This window comes from Bifidobacterium imperatoris, assembly GCF_002860405.1.
GTDB lineage: Bacteria > Actinomycetota > Actinomycetes > Actinomycetales > Bifidobacteriaceae > Bifidobacterium > Bifidobacterium imperatoris.
In genome coordinates, this window is record NZ_NMWV01000025.1 from 1 (window position 1) to 21330 (window position 21330).

Annotated in this window: 19 protein-coding genes and 1 tRNA gene; 5 read left to right on the forward strand and 15 right to left on the reverse strand. The window is 55.2% G+C overall.

All coding sequences use genetic code 11. The annotated features are described in order from the left end of the window. Positions 1-513 precede the first annotated feature (513 nt). Positions 514-1512, forward strand: a complete 999-nt coding sequence (locus Tam1G_RS08745) for an alpha/beta hydrolase (protein ID WP_101626217.1) — start codon at positions 514-516, stop codon at positions 1510-1512. A gap of 174 nt (positions 1513-1686) precedes the next feature. On the opposite strand, the gene Tam1G_RS08750 is transcribed toward Tam1G_RS08745, so the two are convergent. From Tam1G_RS08750 to Tam1G_RS08760, 3 genes are read right to left on the reverse strand one after another with little or no spacing between them, the layout of a single operon-like run. Further along, positions 1687-3111 carry an NAD(P)(+) transhydrogenase (Re/Si-specific) subunit beta gene (locus Tam1G_RS08750; RefSeq protein WP_033890969.1) on the reverse strand — a complete coding sequence of 475 codons (1425 nt, stop codon included), beginning with the start codon at positions 3109-3111 and terminating at the stop codon, positions 1687-1689. After that, on the reverse strand, positions 3111-3416 hold the full coding sequence (locus Tam1G_RS08755) for an NAD(P) transhydrogenase subunit alpha part 2 (protein WP_033890970.1): 306 nt from the start codon (positions 3414-3416) through the stop codon (positions 3111-3113). The genes Tam1G_RS08750 and Tam1G_RS08755 overlap by 1 nt, the downstream gene beginning before the upstream one ends. A gap of 25 nt (positions 3417-3441) precedes the next feature. Continuing rightward, on the reverse strand, positions 3442-4587 hold the full coding sequence (locus tag Tam1G_RS08760) for a Rossmann-fold NAD(P)-binding domain-containing protein (RefSeq protein WP_033890971.1): 1146 nt from the start codon (positions 4585-4587) through the stop codon (positions 3442-3444). A 225-nt stretch (positions 4588-4812) separates the two neighbouring features. Here Tam1G_RS08760 and Tam1G_RS08765 point away from each other — a divergent pair, with 225 nt between their 5' ends. Next, the gene (locus Tam1G_RS08765; RefSeq protein ID WP_033890972.1) at positions 4813-6849 is read left to right on the forward strand and encodes an AMP-dependent synthetase/ligase; all 2037 of its coding nucleotides are present in this window, start codon (positions 4813-4815) and stop codon (positions 6847-6849) included. Between the two features lie 231 nt (positions 6850-7080). On the opposite strand, the gene era is transcribed toward Tam1G_RS08765, so the two are convergent. The 6 genes from era to Tam1G_RS08795 all read right to left on the reverse strand — a co-directional run bounded on the left by era (position 7081) and on the right by Tam1G_RS08795 (position 12457). Continuing rightward, on the reverse strand, positions 7081-8073 hold the full coding sequence (gene era / locus Tam1G_RS08770) for a GTPase Era (RefSeq protein ID WP_033890973.1): 993 nt from the start codon (positions 8071-8073) through the stop codon (positions 7081-7083). A gap of 1 nt (position 8074) precedes the next feature. After that, entirely contained in the window at positions 8075-9505 is a 1431-nt protein-coding gene (locus tag Tam1G_RS08775; RefSeq protein WP_033890974.1) for a hemolysin family protein, read from the reverse strand. A gap of 27 nt (positions 9506-9532) precedes the next feature. Then, entirely contained in the window at positions 9533-10081 is a 549-nt protein-coding gene (gene ybeY / locus Tam1G_RS08780) for an rRNA maturation RNase YbeY (protein ID WP_033890975.1), read from the reverse strand. Further along, complete coding sequence (locus Tam1G_RS08785; RefSeq protein WP_101626218.1) at positions 10078-11229, reverse strand: PhoH family protein; 1152 nt, start codon at positions 11227-11229, stop codon at positions 10078-10080. Before Tam1G_RS08785 ends, ybeY begins: the two co-directional genes overlap by 4 nt. Positions 11230-11241: 12 nt before the next feature. After that, positions 11242-11580 carry a histidine triad nucleotide-binding protein gene (locus tag Tam1G_RS08790; protein ID WP_033890978.1) on the reverse strand — a complete coding sequence of 113 codons (339 nt, stop codon included), beginning with the start codon at positions 11578-11580 and terminating at the stop codon, positions 11242-11244. A gap of 79 nt (positions 11581-11659) precedes the next feature. Continuing rightward, positions 11660-12457, reverse strand: coding sequence for a 16S rRNA (uracil(1498)-N(3))-methyltransferase (locus Tam1G_RS08795; protein WP_101626219.1), 798 nt, complete (start codon positions 12455-12457; stop codon positions 11660-11662). Between the two features lie 96 nt (positions 12458-12553). Here Tam1G_RS08795 and Tam1G_RS08800 point away from each other — a divergent pair. From Tam1G_RS08800 to glgC, 3 genes are all read left to right on the forward strand, one after another. Continuing rightward, positions 12554-12641, forward strand: a tRNA-Leu gene (locus Tam1G_RS08800). 88 nt (positions 12642-12729) lie between these two features. After that, complete coding sequence (locus Tam1G_RS08805) at positions 12730-13611, forward strand: TrmH family RNA methyltransferase (RefSeq protein WP_101626220.1); 882 nt, start codon at positions 12730-12732, stop codon at positions 13609-13611. A 230-nt stretch (positions 13612-13841) separates the two neighbouring features. After that, complete coding sequence (gene glgC / locus Tam1G_RS08810) at positions 13842-15086, forward strand: glucose-1-phosphate adenylyltransferase (RefSeq protein WP_033890983.1); 1245 nt, start codon at positions 13842-13844, stop codon at positions 15084-15086. Positions 15087-15160: 74 nt separating this feature from the next. On the opposite strand, the gene Tam1G_RS08815 is transcribed toward glgC, so the two are convergent. From Tam1G_RS08815 to sufB, 6 genes are all read right to left on the reverse strand, one after another. Then, on the reverse strand, positions 15161-15748 hold the full coding sequence (locus tag Tam1G_RS08815) for a metal-sulfur cluster assembly factor (RefSeq protein WP_101626221.1): 588 nt from the start codon (positions 15746-15748) through the stop codon (positions 15161-15163). 8 nt (positions 15749-15756) lie between these two features. Continuing rightward, positions 15757-16311 carry a Fe-S cluster assembly sulfur transfer protein SufU gene (gene sufU, locus Tam1G_RS08820; protein WP_101626222.1) on the reverse strand — a complete coding sequence of 185 codons (555 nt, stop codon included), beginning with the start codon at positions 16309-16311 and terminating at the stop codon, positions 15757-15759. Positions 16312-16322: 11 nt separating this feature from the next. After that, entirely contained in the window at positions 16323-17597 is a 1275-nt protein-coding gene (locus tag Tam1G_RS08825; protein ID WP_101626223.1) for a cysteine desulfurase, read from the reverse strand. Between the two features lie 134 nt (positions 17598-17731). After that, the gene (sufC, locus tag Tam1G_RS08830; protein ID WP_033890988.1) at positions 17732-18511 is read right to left on the reverse strand and encodes a Fe-S cluster assembly ATPase SufC; all 780 of its coding nucleotides are present in this window, start codon (positions 18509-18511) and stop codon (positions 17732-17734) included. A gap of 24 nt (positions 18512-18535) precedes the next feature. Next, the gene (sufD, locus tag Tam1G_RS08835; protein WP_101626224.1) at positions 18536-19771 is read right to left on the reverse strand and encodes a Fe-S cluster assembly protein SufD; all 1236 of its coding nucleotides are present in this window, start codon (positions 19769-19771) and stop codon (positions 18536-18538) included. Between the two features lie 5 nt (positions 19772-19776). Further along, entirely contained in the window at positions 19777-21276 is a 1500-nt protein-coding gene (gene sufB / locus Tam1G_RS08840; RefSeq protein ID WP_033890991.1) for a Fe-S cluster assembly protein SufB, read from the reverse strand. Positions 21277-21330 lie beyond the last annotated feature (54 nt).

Sequence of the window (21330 nt, forward strand, 5' to 3'; positions counted from 1 at the left end):
CGTCCAAGAAGCCGGTCGCGCGCGAAAGCACCCGGGACGGCCGTCCCCGCCGCGTCTACGACGCACCACGCACCCCGTGGGAGCGGCTCAAGGAGTTCGACGAGGCGGACAGGGCCGCCGGCGGCCCCGGCTTCATACCCGACGACAAGCGAGAGGAGATCGAACACACGCTCGCGACNGTGAACCCGGCCGAGCTCGTCCGCCGCATCCACGACATCCAGGACCGGCTCGAAGCACTGGCGGCACCGCGCACCGCGCGGCTGGCCAGACGCATGGGCCCGGACATGGCATACTTGAACAAGACGCTCGCCCGGATCGCGGGCGTCGAACCGGAAGACGACGAAACCCCACAAGCCGACGCGGACTAGGATTTCACGCTCACCACAGGTGAGGCACCACTCCGGATTACGCGCTCATTTTCAAATGAGGCACCTCGATCCCCGCAGCGCTGAAAACGATTTGGCACAGAGATTAGGCTTATATTAGGAACTGGATAAAGGAATCGAGGCCGCGATGAAGCGCATTATCAGGAACCTTATTATCGGCACGGCTACCACAACCGCAATACTCAGCGTCAGCACTTTCGCCATCGCCGATTTCATGGTCCATCTATCCATAGATAAACGTTGCTCTGGCTGGATGGAAAAACTCATGTCTCATGGAGCTGCGGCTGATTATCTGGAGGCACCACATGCAGACGCCTCCGAGGAACACGAAGCAGCACAATGGTTTGCGCAAGCCAAGCAGCCGGTCACCACATACAGTGAAGACGGATTGAAACTGCATGGATGGCTGTTTGATTCCGATAGCTCCATTCCTCACTCGCATCTATATGCCATTTGCATGCATGGTTATACCGGTACTCCTGCTGAGATGGCGAAGTATGCACGCCGATTTGTGCGCATGGGATTTACTGTGCTTGTTCCCGCTCAACGTTGCCATGAACTCAGTGAAGGCAGATTCGTAGGCATGGGTTGGCTTGAGCGCCGTGATCTTATGCGCTGGATTCACTTGATTGTGGAGAGCGACCCCGAGGCTCACATACTGTTGGATGGCATATCGATGGGCGCGGCAACTGTGATGATGGCGGTAGGCGAGCCTGATTTGCCGCGCAATGTGGCAGCAGCCATTGAGGATTGCGGATATTCCTCGGTTTGGGATCAGTTCCTTTATAACGCCAAAGGCATGTACCATCTGCCTCGCCGTTGGATGGCTGTGCCGTTTGTGGCTGCCATGAGTAAAATTTCCAAGCATCTTGCTGAATATGGTTTCAGAGAAGCATCAAGCGTCAGCTCGCTTCATCATGCCACTGTTCCGATGATGTTCATTCATGGTAGCGATGATACATTCGTCGATCCGGCATTCCTTGATCGCAATTATGCTGCCTGTGCCAGTATCGACCGCGAACGACTACTCGTTCCGGGTGCAGCCCACGCCATGAGTGCCAGCACGCAACCAGAACTGTATTGGGACCGCGTCACCAACTTCGTGAAGCGCACCTTCAAACTGTAGAAACAAATGGCTCCCCTCATCGAGGGGAGCCATAGCAACTTCATCAGGCCAACAATGCAATTGCTTGCGTAATGTATCAATGTAATTGTTGGGCTGATGCGTGTGTCTTCTAGGCGCACTGAGGGAAGGCGTACGATGGTACGTCGACCGAAGAGCAACGACGAAGACACTCCATCAGGCCAACAATTCCTTGACGGCGGCGATGACGGCTTGCAGACTCTTCTTCGCGTCACCGAACAGCATCTGCGTGTTGTCCTCGAAGTAGAGCTCGTTCTGGATGCCGGCGTAGCCCATGCCACGGCCACGTTTCATGACCACTACGTTCTGAGCCTTGTCGACATCGAGAATCGGCATGCCGGAGACCGGAGTGCCAGGGCGGCGGGCGGCAGGGTTGGTCACATCGTTAGCGCCAACGACCAGAGCCACGTTGGCTTGCGGGAACTGCGGATTGATCTCATCGAGGTCGACGAGTTCCTCATAAGGCACGTTGGCTTCAGCCAAGAGCACGTTCATGTGACCTGGCATACGGCCTGCCACCGGATGAATAGCGTAGGAAACCTCAACGCCGTGGCTCTTGAGCAGCTCGCCAAGGTCAGCCAGTTCGCGCTGAGCCTGAGCCTGAGCCAGACCGAAGCCGGGCACGAAGATGACCTTCTCGGCATAGACGAGCTGGACAGCCAGATCGTCAGGCGTGGTTTCCTTCATTGTGCCTTCCGGACCGTCACCGGCTGCAGCGGCACCGGAACCGCCACCGAAGCCACCGGCGAGCACGGAAATCAGCGGACGGTTCATGGCCTGGGCCATGAGGATGGACAGGGTCACGCCTGCAGAACCGACCAGAGCGCCAGCCACAATCAGAGCCACGTTGTCGATGGCCAGACCAGACATAGCCACTGCAGTACCGGTGCAAGCATTGAGTACGGAAATCACAACCGGCATGTCTGCGCCACCGATAGGAATGACGAAGACCAGACCGTAGCACAGGGCGAACACGGTGGTCAGAATCGACCAAAGCAATCGCTGCTCAGGCTGCACGCACAGCATCACCAGAGAAGCGATGGAGAGCACTGCGAACAGAATGTTCCACACACCCTTGCCCGGCAGCGCCAGCTTCTTGACCCACTTGATACCCTGCAGCTTGCCGGCTGCGATCAGCGAACCTGTGAAGGTTACGGAGCCGATGAGAATGCCGAGGCCAGCGGTAATAAGCACCACGATATCCGGAGTGCCGTCCTTGGTGAGAATGTCGTTCAAGGCCACAAGTGCTGCTGCGCCACCGCCCACGGTGTTGAACACAGAAACCAGCTGCGGCATGTCCGTCATCTTGACCTTCTTGGCGGAGACCACACCGGCCACGGCACCAATCAGGATGCCGACGACCAGCACCACCACAGCAACAATATTCACGAAGCCCTTGGCGAAGAGCACCACGAATGCCATCAGCGCGGCTACGACCATGCCGAATGCGGAAATCTGGTTGCCCTTACGCGCGGTCTTCGGGGAGTTCATGAAGTGCAGGCCGACCACGAACATGACGGCGGAGAACAGGTATACGAACCATGCAACGATGTCGATGGTTCCCACGGTTGCGGAGGTCATTACTTCGACTCTCCCTTCTTCTCATTCTTGTTGGACTTGAACATCTCCAGCATGCGGTCGGTGACCACATAGCCGCCAACCACGTTCATCGTGCCGAGCACTGCAGCTAGGAAGATGAACACGTAGGCTAGCGGGCTGTTGGCTTCCGCCGCCACAATCACCACACCGACGATAACGATGCCGTGAATGGAATTGGCGCCTGACATCAGCGGAGTATGCAAGGTGGCCGGCACTTTGCCGATAACCTCGATACCGATGAGCAGTGCGAGAACAAATAAGGTGATGGATACAACGAGTGTAGGCATAATCGTCTTCTTCCTTGACTCTCGATTACTCGGTCTTCTCAGCCGGTGCTTCAGCTCGACCGGCGACCACCAGAGCGTTGTCCAGTTCTTCGCTCAAATCCTGGCTGAGCTTGCCGTCACGAATGAAGTGCACGAGAATATCCGCGACATTGCGAGACAGTAGGTTGGATGCGGTAGTAGCCACGCCGGAAGCCAGATACGGGGCGCCGATCAGCTTGACGCCGCCCTCGGTGACCTGCTCCCCCACTGCGGAACCTTCAACGTTGCCGCCCAGTTCGGAAGCGGCGCAGTCAACGACTACGGCACCGCGATGCAGTCCATTCACGCCGGCTGCAGTCAACAGCACCGGAGGCTTGCGGCCAGGAACCTTGGCGGTGGTGATAATGATGTCGAATCCCGCTGCCTTCTCATCAACTGCAGCCTGCTGCTGAGCCTGTTCTTCAGCGGTCAGCGCACGAGCGTAACCACCCTCGCCTTGACCTTTGGAGAAATCAAGTCCCAAATCAAGGAACTTGGCGCCAAGAGATTCGACTTCACCCTGGGAAGCCGGGCGCACATCGTAAGCGGTTACGACGGCACCGAGTCGACGCAACGTACCAATGGCCTGCAGACCGGCAATACCAGCACCCAGCACCAGAGCCTTGGCCGGGCGAATGGTGCCTGCAGCAGTGGTCATCATCGGTAGGAATGAGCCATAGGCATCGGCTGCGGCGATGGCAGCCTTATAACCCATAACCGAGTTCTGTGAAGTCATCTCATCCATCGACTGTGCACTTGACAGCTTGCGAGGCAACTTTTCGATGCCGATGCCCACCAGTCCAGCCTGTTCGAGAGCAGTGATGTAATCGGCGTCCGTAAAGGAGCCGAGCATGCCGATAACCCACTGTCCCGGCTTCAGCGAAGCCACGATTTCAGCAGACGGCCTGTCCACAAAACCGAGCGCATCAGCCTCGGCAAGCACTGTGGCACGGTCGGCGACCTTTGCGCCGGCCTTCTCATAATCCTCATCGGTGTATTCGGCAGCAATGCCGGCACCGGATTCAATAATGCAGGAAACTGCACTCCTCTTCAACCGGGTGACGATATCCGGCGTCAACGCAACGCGGGATTCGGTTTCGGACGTTTCGTTCACAACGCCGAATACCACGGTGGCTTCTTGGTTTTGCGCCATGAGAGCCCTTTCTGTTCTACTTTGAATGGAAATGGTTATCCAATGTGCAAGTGTAACCGCTATCGATACCAAGATGCAGCTTTTTCTTACGGATGCGTAGGTTTTTCCTACGGTTGCGTAAGGTGACGAGTTCGGCTCACACGATTACAATTTGAACTTTGAGAAACGTTCAGGCGCATGAAAGCGGCGACTGAACGACAGTGAAATGTATAGCAGGAGCAAGAATTGTCGGTTATCAATTCCTTCACGCAGCACACCATTGACCTCACTCGTAAAGCGTTGAGGCTTGGCTCGGATTTCGTTCATCCGGTTCATGACGACACTCCGGATGAGCCTGATTACCTGTCCAATGCCGATGTGCCGGTTGAGTCGAACATCGAACTGCCGCATACCGACGATTGGGATGACGGCCACCTGACCACTACCGAAATCGATGTGTTGACGGGATTGCTGACCACCTCCACGCAGGGTAACCCTGATTTGGATGAAGGCACTTCCATCTACGATCTGTACGCCGATCGCGCCGCACGTATGGGCGATGAGCCGTTGTACACCTACAAATCCGGCAATGAGTGGAACACCGTTACCGCTAACGAGTTCCTCGCCGATGTTCGTGCCGTTGCCAAGGGTCTGCTGCACTACGGACTGAAAAAGGGCGATGGTGTGGCCTTTATGTGCCGCACCTCCTACGAATGGGATTTGACCGACGCCGCCGTCATGGCTTGCGGTGGTGTGTTGGCCACTATTTACGATACAGATTCCGCCGAACAGATTCGTAACATTGTCAACAATTCCGACGCGCGACTGCTCATCGTCCAGACCACAGACATGCGCGATAAGGCCGATGGCGCCGTGGAGGAATGCCCCTCGCTCGAACACATCATCTGCATCGACAATGGCGGCTTGGATGAAATCAAGGCATACGGCGCTGGCGTATCCGATGCCGAACTTGATGAACGCATCGATTCCATCAAGAAGACGGACCTGTGTTCCATCGTCTACACCTCTGGATCCACCGCAGCTCCCAAGGGTGTGGAAATGACCCATGAGCATTACTGTCAGACGGCATTGAACCTGCCTGATTACATGCCTGAGTTGCTGCACGATAAGAAGAACACGATTTTGCTCTTCCTGCCGCAGGCTCACTCTTTTGCTCGCGCCATCAATTACATTGTGGTAGCGTCCGATATCCACATCTACATTGCGCAAGGCATCAAGACGCTTATTTCCGATCTGCAGGTGGCTAAGCCTTCCATCATGATTGTGGTGCCGCGCGTGTTGGAGAAGGTCTATAACGCTGCTTCCCAGAAGGCCGGTCATGGTCCGAAGGGTGTGGTGTTCGCTTCCGCTGTAGTGGCTGCACAGAACTATATGAAGGAGATTTCCGCCAATGGCAAGGCCGGCGCGCTGACTCGTACCAAGCGTGCGGCGTTCGACCCGGTGGTCTATTCTTCGCTGCGTGAGGTGTTGGGCGGCCGCGCCAAGTGGATTGTGGCCGGCGGCGCTCCGCTGGATCCTGATCTGCTGGCCTTCTTCCGCGGTGCTGGCGTGCCGGTCTACGAGGGTTATGGTTTGACCGAAACCACTGCACCATGCGCCTTCAACCCGCTGGGCACTCCGTTCCACGCTGGTTCCGTTGGTATCGCTTTCCCTGGCTTCTCGCTGCGTATTGCCGAAGACGGTGAAATTCAGGTTAAGGGCCGCGCCGTGTTCCCGCGTTATCACAAGAACGATGAGGCCACTGAGCTGTCCTTCACCGAAGATGGCTGGTACGCTACCGGCGATCTTGGTCGCATCGATAATGATGGATTCCTGTACATTACCGGCCGTAAGAAGGATCTCATCATCACCGCAGGTGGTAAGAACGTCTCCCCTGGCCCGATTGAGGAAGTCATTCAGCGTTGCGAAATCGCCTCCCAGGCGCTGGTGCTCGGCGATAAGCGTCCGTTTATTTCCGCACTGATCACCCTGGATGAAGATTCGCTGCGCCCGTGGCTCGCCGCCAAGGGGCTTGACGAAAACATGTCTATGGAAGATGCCACCCAGAATGCTGCGGTTCGCGCCGAAGTGCAGAAGTGGGTCGATCAGGCTAACGAAGGCGTTTCTCGTGCTGAATCGGTGCGTAAGTTCATCATTCTGCCTGAAGAGTTCACTCAGGAGAACGGTTTGATGACCGCATCCATGAAGGTGATTCGTCCGAAGGTCATCAAGCGTTATACCACCCTACTCAACACCCAAATGTACGTAGCCCGCAAGAAGTAATGACTGCGTATTAGCGTTGAAGGCTCCCTCAATGAGGGAGCCTTTATTCGTATAAAAGCATTACCGCATATATACAAAAACTCCCCTCAAAGAGGGGAGCCAGAGCAAACAATTAGAAGCCGAGCTTCTCCAACTGCTTAGCTGAGCCGTAAAGCAGACAGTCCAGTGGACTGTCTGTAGGCGAAGTGAGCAGCCGCGATAGCGAGCTGCGAGGCGATCCTAAGCAGTTGGCTAGAAGCCAAGCTTCTCCAACTGCTTAGGATCGGACTGCCAGCCTTTGGCAACCTTGACGTGAAGGTCGAGCTTGGCTTTTTGGCCTACGATACGGTTGACCGGCGTGCGCAGTTTCTTCTTGACATAAGTCAGGTTGGAAGCACCCTTGCCAATGATGATCGGCTTCTGGGAGTCACGCTCCACATAAATGGACACATGAACTTGTGCCTTGCCGTCATATCCAGCGCCGGTCTCGTTGTCTTCCGGATAATCGATGGAATCCACCACCACTGCCAGCGAGTGCGGCAGCTCATCATCCAGTGCTTCCAGGAATGTGCCACGAATCAGTTCGGCAATGGTCTCTTCCGGACGTTCCTCGCTGATCTGGTCATCTGGATACATCTGCGGGCCTTCAGGCATGTGTTCAATCAGCACATTCTTGACTTCCGCCAAATTGTCATGTTCCAAAGCGCTCACCGGCACAATATCTGCAAAATCAGCGAACGCATTGATTTCCATGAGCTTATTAATCAGCTCAGTACGATTCAATTCGTCGATTTTGGTCACAATGGCAATCAGCGGCACCTTCCACGCGAACGTACCATCGTCGCGCTTGGTCGCAAAATCGGAACGCAGACGAGACAAAATGCGCTTGTCGCCAGGGCCGATTTCCTGATCAGCCGGCAGCAGGAATGCCACTTCATCCACATCGGACAAGGATTCTTCAACCACGTCATTCAAGCGCTGGCCGAGTAGTGTGCGCGGGCGATGAATACCAGGCGTATCCACCAGCACCAGCTGTGCATGGTCGGTGGTCAAGATGCCGCGAATGGCCTTACGCGTGGTTTCCGGGCGGGAGGATGCGATAGCGATCTGCTTGCCGATAAGAGCATTGATCAACGTGGACTTGCCCACATTTGGGCGGCCCACCACCGCTACGAAACCGGAACGGTACGGCACGTCCTGCGCTGCCGGTTCGTTGGCATTGACTGTATTGTTCTGATCGCTCATCTCACTCCTTGCTGGCGGTCGAATCGTCATTGGCGGTATGTTCGCCGTCTTCCTCGCTGGTCTTGCTATCTTCCTCGTCGCCCTCGACGTGCGCCGGCTCCACCACGATGGTGGAGACCTTCTTGCGTCGACCGGCCGAATCCACTGCGGTCAAGCGCAAGCCGCGTGTCACCGCCGAGGCTCCAACTATCGGGACCCGGCCAATAAGCTTGGTCAGCAAACCGTACACCGTATCAACATCGTCCTCGTCGATATCGATTTCGAAAATCTCCTCAAGATCGGCGATAGGCGTGCGTGCAGGCATCTTCCATTTGTTGTCACCGATTTTTTCCGGCTCATTACGCTGAGTACGATCGTGCTCATCTTCAAGTTCGCCCACGATTTGTTCGAGCGTATCCTCGATGGTCACCATACCGGCAATGCCGCCATATTCGTCCACGACCACAGCCACATGCTGACGGGAACGCTGCATTTCGTGGAATAAATCATCCACCGGCTTGGATTCGGGAACCAGCAATGGCTGGCGGACGATGGACTCAACTTCACGGTCCAGCGCAGCCGGATTGAAGGCGGTGGCACGCACGGCATCCTTCAGATAAGCCACGCCAATCAAATCGTCCACATCCTCGCCGATAACCGGCACGCGGGAGAAGCCGGAACGTGAGAATAACTTCAGGGCGGAAGCCAGTGTGGTGCCGCGCTCCATGCAAATCATATCGGTGCGAGGCACCATGATTTCGCGCGTCAACGTATCCGAAAGCGTCAGTACATTGCGCAGCATTTCGGAAACCTCAGGATCGAAATCGTTGGATTCCACGAGTCGGTCAATAGCGGCCTTGCCCTGTTCGAGCTGTATTTTCTCCAGCTCCTCATCATCGGACAAATCTGAATCCTTGGAGCGCCTATTCTGCGCTTTGCCGCTTTTTTCCGAGCCTATGCGCGCAAACGGCGTGAGCTTGCAGCCCAACGACACAATGCGCGAATGCGCCAGCATGATATCTACCGGCTTGGCCATGCCGGCAGTGCGTGGGCGTACCAGCACGGAAACCACGGCCACGATAATCGCAAACAGGAATCCAATCAGCAGGCTCGCCCACAGAGGAGCATCCCACAGACTGGTGATGGAATAGACCAGTACACCGTCGAGAACATTGCAAGTGATACGGAAGAACGCGCAGCTGCCTGCAGTGGCGTATCGGTTGGCAATAAGCCGCTGTACACGGTGAATCTTGTCGATTTTCTTCATCTTGAGGAACTGGCTTGCCTCTGAATCGGTTTGCACCTCAAGAATCAGATTGTTCAAACTGGCACGAGTCACGCGAGCCACTGCGCCTTCAGCTGCAGCCATAGTCAACGAAAGCCATACGAAAATGGCTGCGGCTACAACCAAAACAACAGTAAGTGCAATAACGGTGGTACTGAGATACTCCATAATGTTGGATGCCATCCTTGTTTGTTGTTATTTGGCGTTCAAATCACGGCCGCTGCCATGTGCGGCATCATATAAAGCCAATGCATCCGGTGTTCCGGCTGGCAGTGTGGCTTGCACATTGGCGTCCTGGCGCAATGCAAAGAAGGTAAGCAACAGTTGACGTTGGAGTCCAAACATCTGCCGTTCCTGATCCGGCGTTACATGATCGTATCCGAGCAGATGCAGTATGCCGTGGATGGTGAGTAGTAGCATTTCCTGCATGGTGCTATGTCCTGCAGCGGCGGCCTGCTGGGCAGCCACCCACGGGCAGATGACGATATCTCCCAGTACGCCTTCCATCACGGTTTTGCCATCGCCTGGGCGAAGCTCATCCATCGGGAAGCTCATCACATCGGTCGGTCCTTCAAGATTCATCCAGCGCATATGCAATTCAGCGATGGGATCGGGATCGACGAACATGATGGTCAAATCAGACTGGGTGCTCACTCGCATTTGATCGAGCACCCAGATTCCCAAGTCGGAGAACACCTTGGGGTCGATGTTCCATTGGGTTTCGTTGGTTACGTCAACGCTCATTCAGTTTCCTCACTTGAGTTTGCTGCCGCACCCGCCTGTGGATCATGATGCCGGCCGCGGCTTTTTGCTCTGTGGTCTCCGGCGATGGCGGCATGATGGTCATAAGCTGCCACAATCTTGCCGACCAATTGGTGGCGCACAACGTCTTCATTGTTCAAATGGACGAAAGCGATATCCTCGATACCACCGAGAATGTGCTCTATCGTGGCCAGCCCGGAACGCGGGACCGCAAGATCAACCTGGGTGATATCACCGGTGATGACCATTCTGGTATTGAATCCCAGACGAGTCAGGAACATCTTCATCTGCTGCTCAGTGGTGTTCTGTGCCTCATCAAGAATTACAAATGCATCGTTCAGCGTACGGCCACGCATATAGGCGAGCGGCGCCACTTCAATGGTGTTGTCATCCATATATCGCTTGAGCTGATCAGCACCGAGCATATCGCCCAGGGCATCGTACAGCGGGCGCAAATATGGATCGACTTTGTCGTTCAAAGTACCTGGCAGAAAACCGAGATTCTCCCCCGCCTCCACTGCAGGGCGGGTCAGAATAATGCGTCGAATCTGCTTATCCTGAAATGCGCGCACGGCTTTGGCTACTGCAAGATATGTCTTACCGGTACCTGCCGGCCCAATGCCAAATGTGATGGTATGCGATTCTATAGCATTCACATAGGCTATCTGGCCAGCCGTTTTAGCCCGCACGGGAACGCCAGCGGCAAAGGTAATCACACCAGGCACAGTCGGTTTGCGGTACAAGGAATCACGCGCGCCAGCCGAACGCGACTGGGTTCGTTCAACCGCAGACGATTGCACCAACCTGTCGTGAGCGGACCCATGCCCAGGATGCTCAAGACGCACATGATTCTTCAGCACATTCTGGTCAAGCATGCGACGCACGGTATCCGCATCCATAGGTGCGGTGTAAGCCGCTTGGATTAGCGTATGAATCAAATCCTCAGCTTGCGCCGCCTGTGCCTCGGTCTGCTTGGATCTGGACACAATGGCAACGCGATTGCCGCGCACGATGATAGTCAAATCCGGGAATGCTCGTTCCACCTCGCGAATGACTTCGTCGACCGGCCCGAACACTGCCACCGGATCCAATTGGGATGGAACGGTAATGGTACGTGTAGTTGTTGCCACGAAAAGCGAATCCTATTCGTCGAGCTTCTCACCAGTCAGTACATGCGCATGCACATGGAAAACCGTCTGACCGGCATCCAAGCCGGTGTTGAACACCAGACGGTATGCACCGTGGAATGCTTCATCCGCAATGTGCTGGGCGACGGAAACGATATGAGCCAACTCTTCGGGATCAGCGGAAGCAAGCTCAGCAGCGTTGGCGTAATGCTTCTTCGGCACTATCAGCACATGCACCTTGGCCTTCGGATTGATGTCCTTGAATGCATACGTAGTGTCATCCTCGTAAACCTTGGTGCTGGGAATCTCACCCGCGATGATTTTGCAGAACAAGCACTCGCTGGATTCGCTCATCGTATTCCTCGTCTTTCTTCGGTTGTTGTACTAGGAATCAGCTTAGCGCGTGGCCATGTCTCGCTACCCGCACATCTCGTCACTCATAACGTCCCAGTACGCGAGAGAGCAATGATAATGCGACCGGCCCGGCAGTGGCTGCGCGAAGAATATTGCTGCCCAATACACAGCTGACGGCACCGGCTTGGGTGAATGCCTCCACTTCCTGCTCACTGATGCCGCCTTCAGGCCCGACTACCACGTTCACAGTACGAGGCTTGCCATCGGCAAGAGAACGTTCCATCATCTGTGCAACCTTGGCTTCCACACCGCTCCATGTATCGGTAGCATCCTGATGCAGCACCACCACCAAGTCACCATGAACGCAGGCTCTGCGGCAGATAGCTACTACTTGCTTGCTGGATACGCAGTCCTCCAGCTGTGGTTTGAATGCACGTCGAGACTGTTCCGTAGCCGCTGTAAGCACCGCGGACCATTTCTTATCGCTGCGCCCCGCTTTCCATTTCGCGATGGAGCGATCAGCCTGCCACGGTACAACTTGGTCAACGCCGATTTGCGTCGCCATATCGATGGCCTGCTCGTCATGGCCGGTTTTTGCCAAAGCTTGAATCAGAGCCAGCCTCGTTACCGGTTCAGGCTCCCGCCATACTTCATCGACTTCGGCCAACCCGGCTTCGGGATCGGCCATTACCGCATGAATACGAAGACCATTACCGTCCGAAAGTTGTAGGCCGTCTCCGGACTTCAAGCGCATGGCCTGAACAGCATGACGCTTGATATGTGCAGGCAGCGTCAACTTCCAACCTGCATGAAGCTCATCGCTGTTTACTGGAACGTCGTCAACCGTTGGATCGAATAGGAATAAAGCATCAGTCATGACTCCTAGGCTACACGCGACACGCCGAAGGACACGCTCAAATTGCATCCGCGTAATTTCATGCTAAAGTACTAACTCGTTGTCCAAACGACACCTGCCCGGGTGGCGGAATGGTAGACGCGCTAGCTTGAGGTGCTAGTGCCTATTTTTTACAGGCGTACGGGTTCAAGTCCCGTCTCGGGCACAAATAAACCCCTTGCATTGCAAGGGGTTTTTCAGTATCTACGCACATGGTGCGCCACAAACATTTTTTGCAATCTTGAGAGGGTCTCATGCAGTTCATTACGCTTCAATCCATTGACGATCCGCGCGTCGAAGCATATGTGAGCCTGACTGAGATGCAGTTGCGCAATAGACTCGAGCCTGCGAAGGGTATGTTCATCGCCGAATCTCCCAAGGTCATCGACCGTGCACTGGCAGCTGGGCGCGAGCCGCTCTCCCTTTTGGTGGAGGAACCTTGGTTGGAGGGCATGCACAGCACGTTCGATTTCATCGACGCCCACTGGGGTACTGAAATTCCCGTGTATGTGGCATCTCCCGAGCAGCTGAAACGCTTGACCGGTTACCGCCTCCACCGTGGCGCATTATGCGCCATGCGCCGCTGGCCATTGCCCTCCGTGGCGGAAGTCTGCAAGAACGCTACACGCGTAGCCGTTATGGAAAACATTGTGGATCACACCAATGTTGGCGCACTGATGCGATCGGCCGCCGCACTTGACGTTGATGCCGTGCTGGTCACACCCTCATGCGGCGATCCGCTGTACCGTCGTGCAGCGCGTGTCTCGATGGGCACGGTGTTTCAAGTCCCGTGGACACGAATCACCGGCTATAACGACGACGGCACCGAAGACAAACACTATTGGCCATTCCGCGGCATCGACGAATTGAAATCCTTAGGCTTCACCACAGTGGCTATGGCGCTCGAAGATCGATCCATCTCCTTGGAGGAGCTCACGCGCCGTCTGCATGCGCCGCAAACCGACCCCAAGCATATCAGTAAGCTCGCTTTGATCTTCGGCACCGAGGGCGACGGTCTCTCCCACCACACCATTGCCCGAGCTGATTTGACCGTCAAGATTCCGATGAGCCACGGAGTAGACAGCCTCAATGTGGCGGCTTCCAGTGCCGTAGCATTCTACGCGACACGACACTGAGTTATTTTTTCTGCACTGCGACGAGTCGAACCATCTCAAAAGTTACGTTTTGCAACGATTCGCACGCCAAATCGCACAACTATTCATCACAAGTTCACGGCACGCGGAAGCGATAGCCTTGCGTGTTCGTTTTTTTCTGCAATTATTAACTATGTAAACCAAACGCAACGAAGCGCTTGGCCAAGCAGTGCGGTGTCGAAAGACGCTCTAGACAAGAGAGGACAGTAGCAATGGCCAAGAATCCTAAGATTCTGTCAATTGTGCTTGCAGGCGGCGAGGGGACCCGTCTGATGCCACTAACCCGCGATCGCGCAAAGCCGGCAGTACCGTTCGGCGGCGTGTATCGTCTGATTGATTTCCCCTTGAGTAATCTGGTGAACTCCGGCTACCGCCAGGTGGTTGTGCTCACCCAGTACAAGTCCCACTCCCTTGACCGTCATATTTCCCAGGTGTGGCGATTCTCCCCGCTGCTGGGTTCCTACGTGTCTCCTGTGCCAGCACAGCAGCGTCTCGGTAAGCACTGGTATCTCGGCTCCGCAGACGCCATCTACCAGACCATCAACATCATCGAAGACGTGCAGCCCGATATTGTGGTCATTGTCGGTGCTGACCACGTTTACCGTATGGACTTCGAGCAGATGGTGCAGCAGCATATCGAATCCGGCGCCGAGTTCACCGTTGCCGGTATCCGTCAGCCCATCGAGGAGTCGAACCAGTTCGGCGTGATTGGAGTCGATCCGGATCATCCGAACATGATTAAGAACTTCCAGGAGAAGCCGGCCACCACCACGGGCCTGCCGGACAATCCGAACCAGATTTTGGCTTCTATGGGCAACTATGTGGCCAATACCAAGGCGCTGTTCGAGGCTCTGGCTCTCGATGAGAAGGCCGCTGATACCAAGCATGATATGGGTGGCGATATCGCTCCGTACTTCGCTTCCCGTAATGAAGCCGGCGTCTACGACTTCAACTCGAACGAAATCCCGGGCTCCACTGCAACCGATCATGCATACTGGCGTGATGTAGGTACTATCAAGCAGTTCTACGATGCACACATGGATTTGATTGCCTACGTGCCGGAATTCAACCTGTACAACCAGGATTGGCCGATTTACACGATGTCCGGTAATCTGCCGCCTGCCAAGTTCGTGCATGCCGGCCGTGATCGTCTTGGCCACGCCACCGATTCCATCGTCTCCCCCGGCGTGATTGTTTCCGGCGGTGAAGTGCATCACTCCGTGCTCTCCCCCAACGTTCGCATCCACTCTTGGGCGCAAATCGTTGACTCCGTACTCTTCGACGGCGTGGTCATCAACCGTCGTGCACGCGTGTACAAGGCCATTCTCGACAAGAACGTCGTGCTCACCGAGAACTCCACAGTGGGCATCGATACCGAGCACGATCTGGCTCGTGGTTTCACGGTCACGCCGGACGGTATCACCGTGGTGCCGAAGAACACCATCGTTGACGACTGATTAACGGTCATATAGAGAAACCCCGCAACCGAACAGTTGCGGGGTTTCTCATATCATCTGCGCAGTGAACAAGCTTAGTACTTTGGCATGTTTTCAAAGTTGAAGCCAAGTGCGGCGAGCTGATCACGGCCTTCCGGAGTGATGCGATCCATCGTCCAGCGCGGGTCCCAAGTCCAGTCGATGCGGAACTCCTCCACAAGACCGGCCAGTGTGGAAGCGCATTCATCTTCGATAAGATCGGTCAGCGGGCATGCCGGCGTGGTCAACGTCATCGTAATGATGGCGCGCCCAAGCTCATCGATTTCAATGCCGTACACCAAACCAAGATCAATCACATCAATACCGAGCTCAGGATCGATAACCTGATGCAGCGCTTCACGCACATCCTCAGCAGTGGCACGACCGATATCGTCCACTGCCTTCAACGGAATATCGTTGCCTTCGGACTGTTCGTCATCAGCACAGCCACATGCGCCATGATGATTTCCACATCCGCACGTATCATCCTTGGTCTCAGACGCGGCAGGACGCCCGTTAGGGAATCCCTTGGCCAAGGCCGGATTCATCATCACGCGGCGAGCAGCTTCTTCATCCTTCAGAACCCCATTAACAGCATCAAAAACAGACGTCTGCGGTTCCGGAACCAGATTGTTATCGGTCATTATGTACCTCAGTTCTTTGCGGCAAGGGCCTTGGCAATAGAGTCCTTAAGCCCTTCCCAGCCTAGCAGAGCGCACTTGATACGCATAGGGTATTTCGATACACCTTGGAAAACCACGGCATCGCCGAGCTCATCTTCCAATGCTTCATCATTCAGGCCTGCACCACGCGATTCCATGAGCTTATGGAATACCTGCTCCAGCTGCATGGCCTCATCCACGGTTTTGCCGTCAACCAGATCAACCATCACAGACAGGCTGGCTTGGGAAATCGAACAACCATGACCATCCCAAACCAAACGCTTGATGGTATGCGGTTCATCATCGGAAACCTCAACATGAACGGTTGCCTCATCACCGCAGGTCGGGTTGAACTGGTGAGATTCACCTGGCGTGCAGTACTCATGCGTTGCCTGAACCGTGGTATTGGCTCCGGCGGCTCCAGAAGCTTCGGAAGCCGCGTCCGGAGCAAAGGATTCCTTGCCATGAGGGTGCTTGGATGCCTCGAGGATGACCTCTTGGTACATCTGCTCGAGTTCATCTCCAGTCATACCAAAATCACTCATAATATTTTCTGTTACTCCACTTCGAAGAACTTACGAATGCCCTTGGCTGCTTCAACCAGCGCCTGCGCATCTTCCACGGAATTATAGACACCGCTGGATGCACGGTTCGAAGCATACAGGCCGAAATGACGATGCACCGGCTGCGCACAATGATGGCCAACGCGAATGGCAATGCCCTGCGCGTCAATATATTGGCCCACATCATGAGGATGCACACCGGCAACATCAAAGGCTACGGTTCCAATACGATCCTTATTTTCACGAGGACCAAGAATGCGAATACCTTCAATATCGCCGAGCTTCAGCAGCTCATTGGTGATTGCACGTTCGTGAGCCTCGATGTTTTCAAGCCCAATGTTCATCATCCATTCGGCGGCGACACCAGCGGCCACCACCTGTGCCACCGGCTGGGTACCTGCTTCAAAACGGGCTGGCGGTGCCATGTATTGAGCTTCATGGTCCATGTAGGCAAGCTCCACCATCGAACCACCGAAGTTAGCCGGAGGTAATGCTTCAAGCATGTCACGCTTACCGTAGAGGAAGCCTACACCAGTAGGACCGTACATCTTGTGAGCGCTCCATGCGGCGAAGTCCACATCCAACGCATGGAAATCAACCTTCAAATGAGGCACGGACTGGCATGCGTCAAGAATAAAGACTGCGCCCACCTCATGTGCGCGCTTGATAATCGGAGCGACGTTGGTGATGGCACCCGTAGTGTTGCCAACATGGGTTACCGCCACAACCTTAGTACGCTCGGTAATAACCTCATCAAGGTTGTCCGTACGAACACGGCCATCCTCAGTCAGGTCAATCCACTTAAAGGTGGCACCGGTACGGTAGGCAAGCTCCTGGAATGGGAGCAGTACCGAATGGTGCTCAGCACGAGAAACCACAATCTCATCGCCCGGCTTCAAGGCAAAACGTTTAGCAGCTTCTCCCCCACGGCCCAGTGAAGCATTGCCAAAGGCGGTGGCCAGCAGGTTCAATCCAGCGGTCGCACCACCGGTGACCACGATTTCTTCCTGGCCTTCTTCGGCATTGGCACCAACCAGCTTGGCTACCTTGGCACGCGCCTCTTCAAAAGCCACAGTGGAACGAGCTGCCAGCTCATGGGCGCCACGATGCACACCGGCGTTAATCGTACGGTAGAAATTCGCTTCAGCATCGATCACGCACTCCGGCTTCTGCGACGTAGCAGCCGAATCGAGATACACAAGAGGATACCCATGAATCTCCTGATCCAGAATCGGGAACTGATCCCGAATCGCCTTAAAATCAACCATCATTTTCCCCTTAGGATTCTTCTACGGCTAGGAGTGCGGGGCTGGGATGTGCTGTTCCCGACTGTAGGCTTGGCCGAACGGCCTTGAGTGTGTCGGGAACAGTACATCCCAGCCCGGCACGGCCTTATGTAATGTCAGGCGAGAGCGGATTCGGAGTCAGCGCCTTCAGGCAGGTAGGCGTCGTAGCCGTTCTCTTCGAGTTCATCGGCCAGCTCCGGACCACCGGTCTTAACGAAGTGGCCGTCAGCGAACACATGCACGATATCCGGCTTGATGTACTTCAAGATACGGGTGTAGTGGGTGACCATCAGGATACCGAACTGGTTGGCTTCCTTGGCACGGTTCACGCCTTCAGACACAATGCGGAGAGCATCCACATCGAGGCCGGAATCAGTTTCGTCAAGAATGGCGAACTTCGGCTTCAAGAGTTCGAGCTGAAGCACTTCAGCACGCTTCTTTTCACCACCGGAGAAGCCTTCGTTCACGGAGCGGGAAGCGAACTTTGGATCCATCTTGAGGCGCTTCATGGCTGCAGAAAGGTCCTTAGCCCACTGGCGGATGCCAGGAGCTTCGCCATCGATTTCGGTTTTGGCGGTCCTCAGGAAGTTGGTCATGGATACGCCCGGCACTTCCACCGGGTACTGCATGGCGAGGAACAGGCCGGCCTTGGCGCGCTCGTCCGGGGTCATCTTCAGGATATCCTGACCGTCCAGCAGGGCTTCGCCGGAATCGACTACGTACTTGGGGTGACCGGCGAGGGTGTAGGCCAGCGTGGACTTGCCGGAGCCGTTGGGCCCCATGATGGCATGCGTTTCACCGGAGTGTACGGTCAGGCTGGCGCCCTTAAGGATTTCCTTGGTGCCTTCCTTGGTTTCCACATGGACGTGGAGGTCCTTGATTTCGAGTGTTGACATGGTAATGCTCCTAAACGTTTGTTGTTACTTGTCTTCGAGGACCTGCGTCATGGCTGCATCTTCTCCGCGAGCCAGACGGCGGTCAATAACGTCCATCAGATGTTCGGAAATGGCAGGAATACCGATTTCCTCCACGAGTTCACCGAAGAAGCCACGCACCACGAGTTTGCGTGCTTCGGTTTCCGGGATGCCACGAGATTCGAGGTAGAACAGTTCTTCATCATCGAATCGGCCCACGGAAGAAGCGTGGCCAGCACCGATGATGTTACCGTTCTCGATTTCGAGGTTCGGTTCGGAATCGGCGATAGCACCCGGGGTTAGCACAAGGTTGCGGTTGAGCTCATAGGAGTCAGTTCCGGGAGCGGTCGGCTGGATCAATGCGTTACCGACCCAAGTGGAGTGTGCTCCCTTGCCGTCAAGCGCACCCTTATAGACAACGCGCGACTTGCACTCGGGGTAGTTGTGCACCACCATCGTGCGATGTTCGATGTGCTCACCGGGATCCACGAAGTAGATGCCAAGCATGTTGAGGTCGCCCTGTTCGCCGCCGAAGTCCTGGTCCATGCGAATGCGAACAATGTCGCCGCTCAGAGTCACGACGGAATGGCGCAAGGAAGCACCTTCACCAACATGAATGCGATGGTTGCCCACATGCTTGGCGGTTTTCGCCCATTCCTGAATGAACGTGGTGGAGATGTGAGAGTCCTTGCCGGTGGTGATTTCAATGCCTTCCGCAAGACGAGCATCGCCGTCATGTTCCACCACAACATCTGCGTGGGCACGGTCGGCAGCTGCAATCACCAGATGGAAAGCGTCCAAATCTTCGCCTGCGCCGTGAACTTTGATCAGTACCGGCTGAGCGATTTCACCATTCAGTTCGAGAACAGTGGCGGTTGCGCCAGAGTTCCATTCCACAGCGGAGACGCGATCATTCGGCTTGGAAACCGTGCCGGAAAGACCTTCACCGAGCTTTACCTGAGAAAGACTGACACCTTCAGCAAGAGGGGAACCGTCAATCATCGACACTTCAATCTGTGTTTCGCCAGATGGCTTGAACACAGTGAAGAATTCGTTAATGCGCTCGATTGGCGTGTATCGCCATTCGTCCTGCTTGCGGTCCGGCATTGGATAATCGTTCGCATCAAACGAGCGAACGGCATGATCCACTGAAGACGGCATGGCAGCCGGAACGGCATACGGGTCATTGGGATCCGCGACCGGAATCTTGATTTCCTTGACGGGTGTAGTTGTATCGGCCATTGGTATCAGCCCACCGATCCTTCCATCTGAAGTTCCACGAGTCTGTTGAGCTCAAGCGCGTATTCCATAGGCAGCTCACGGCTAATCGGCTCAACGAAGCCACGCACGATCATGCCCTGTGCCTCCTCTTCGGTAAGACCACGGCTCATCAGATAGAACAGCTGGTCTTCGGAGATTTTGGAGACGGTTGCTTCGTGCGCCATTGACACATCGTCTTCACGAACATCAACGTGAGGATATGTGTCGGAACGGGAGAAGTCATCCACCAGCAAAGCGTCGCACACGGTGGAATTGGAGGAGCCTTCCGCGCCCTTGACAATCTTGACCAGACCACGGTATGCGGAACGTCCACCACCACGGGAAATGGACTTGGCCACGATAGTGGAAGAAGTGTGCGGAGCCAGATGAATCATCTTGGCACCAGTGTCCTGATACTGGCCCTTACCGGCGAAACCGAGGGACATCGTGGATGCCTTGGCGTATGGCTCAGCAAGAATGCAGGCAGGATACTTCATCGTTGCCTTGGAACCAATATTGCCATCCACCCATTCCATCGTGCCACCTTCGCGCACGTAGGCACGCTGGGTCACGAGATTGTAGACGTTGTTCGACCAGTTTTGCACGGTGGTGTAGCGCACACGAGCATGCTTCTCGACGATGATTTCCACGATGGCGGCGTGCAGAGAATCCTCGGACCAAATCGGAGCCGTGCAGCCTTCCACATAGTGCACATAGGAGCCTTCATCGGCGATGATCAGCGTGCGTTCGAACTGACCCATTGCCGGAGTGTTAATACGGAAGTAGGCCTGCAGCGGAATATCCACATGCACACCCTTCGGCACGTAGACGAATGAACCGCCGGACCATGCGGCAGTGTTCAATGCACCGAACTTGTTGTCTTCAGGAGGAACAACCGTGCCGAAGTACTTCTTGACAAGTTCAGGATATTCGCGCACCGCGGTGTCGGTGTCTACGAAAATAACACCCTTCTTCTTCAGGTCTTCCTGAATGGAGTTGTAAATCACCTCAGACTCGTACTGTGCGGCCACGCCGGAAACCAAGCGCTTCTTCTCGGCTTCGGGAATGCCAAGACGGTCATACGTGTTACGGATATCGTCCGGCAGCTCATCCCAGCTTTTGGCCTGCTTGTCAATCGGCTTGACGTAGTACTTGAAATCATCGGCGTTGAAGCCGGAAAGATCAACGCCCCACTGCGGCATTGGCTTTTCCAAGAATGCCTTGAATCCACGCAGACGCATGTCGAGCATCCACTGAGGTTCGCCTTTATCCGCGCTGATGGCGCGAACTACATTTTCATCGATACCACGTTTGGCAGCTTCACCAGCGGCGTCGGAATCATGCCAACCATAGCTGTAATCGCCGAACTGGCTGATGATTTCATCATCCTGCTTGATTTTATCCTCGTTAACGCGGGTGCGATCAGCCACATACTGGCTCATCTCCACGTCAGCGGCGGCGTTTGGTGCTGTGTTTTCGCTCACCATCCTGCCTTCCTTGTTACTCGCTTAGTCCTACGTAAACCTAACAGAACCTGTGTC